The organism is Duganella levis (genome assembly GCF_009857605.1).
In the GTDB taxonomy this organism is placed as follows: domain Bacteria; phylum Pseudomonadota; class Gammaproteobacteria; order Burkholderiales; family Burkholderiaceae_D; genus Rugamonas; species Rugamonas levis.
This window is the reverse complement of record NZ_WWCT01000080.1, coordinates 1-1,180: the sequence shown is the minus strand read 5'-3', so window position 1 is coordinate 1,180 and position 1,180 is coordinate 1. Positions and strand designations below refer to the sequence as shown.

The following is a 1,180-nucleotide window of genomic DNA, read 5'->3' as shown; positions in this document are numbered from 1 at the left end:
TGACGTCGAAGGCCACGCCGTCCAGGCTGATTTCGACGCTGGCGCCGTCCTCGTCGCGGCCGGAGAACAGCAGCAAGGCGCCGGGGCCGCGCACGGCGCCGCGCAAGGTGGTCAGGCCGGACCAGCGGTAGCTCATCAGGTCGCCGGCCAGCCGGGTGGCGGCCTGCACCAGCGGCAGCCGCTGCTCCTGCGACGGATCGCCGCCGCTGATCCAGTAGACGTGGACTTCGCACAGCCGCGCATAGTCGGCGTCGAACATATAGCGCAGCCGCGCCGGACCGGGACCGGGCGCCACCGATGGCACCGTCAGTTCCAGCCATTGTTCGCCGCTGAGGCGGTCGATTTCGTGACGCAGCGTGGCTTGCGCGCGCGGATGCTCGGCGGCCAGCACCGCCATCACGCCTTCCAGGTCCATGCCCCAGCGCGCGCGGCCATAGCCGTTGCAACGGTAGCGGTGTTCGCGTACCCGCCACGCGCGCGGCTGGCCGGTCAACGACAATTCCAGCAGGTGGCGGCGCGGCGCACGGGCGGCCGCGGACGGCAATATATGGGGGACTTGCATGGGAAATAACGGAGCCTATAAAACTGGTGTCAATTTTATGTGGCGCGCTGACCTCTTGTATGTAGCACGAATGTGCTACAAGCCCCGTTTTGGCTGCCGTCCGCCGCCGTCATCCGCGTAAAATGCCTACATGAATCCAGCCGCCCCACACGATCCCCGCCCCATCCACGTCGCCATTGTCGAAGATGACCCAGACTTCAGCCACGCCCTCAGCCTGGTGGTGCAGGACAGCGCCGACATGCGGCTGGTGGGCCGCGCCGCCACCCAGGCCGAAGGCTTGGCGCTGCTGGCCGGGCCGCCGGCCGATGTGCTGCTGGTCGACCTCGGCCTGCCGGACGGTTCCGGCATCGAGGTGATCCGCGCCGCCGCGCTGCACTGGCCCAGCTGCAGCATCATGGTCAGCACCAACTTCGGCGACGAGACCCACGTGATGCGCTCGATCGAGGCCGGCGCCGCCGGCTACCTGCTGAAGGACAGTTCGCCGTCCAAAATGAGCGACGAGATCCGCAGCCTGGCCAACGGCGGCAGCCCGATCAGCCCGATCATCGCGCGGCAGGTGCTGGCACGCTTCCGCCATGCGCCGAGCGCGCCGGTCAGCCCCGCCGGCGCCGGCGCCGA

2 protein-coding genes are annotated in these 1,180 nt (G+C 69.0%); one reads left to right on the top strand and one right to left on the bottom strand.

All coding sequences use genetic code 11. The features are described 5' to 3' along the window. A partial coding sequence (locus GTP69_RS30815; RefSeq protein ID WP_161058430.1) for a hypothetical protein occupies window positions 1-562 on the bottom strand: 562 nt, incomplete at its 3' end. Window positions 563-692: 130 nt separating this feature from the next. Here GTP69_RS30815 and GTP69_RS30810 point away from each other — a divergent pair. Further along, window positions 693-1,180, top strand: a 488-nt coding sequence (locus GTP69_RS30810) for a response regulator (protein WP_161058429.1), incomplete at its 3' end; no start/stop codon positions are given.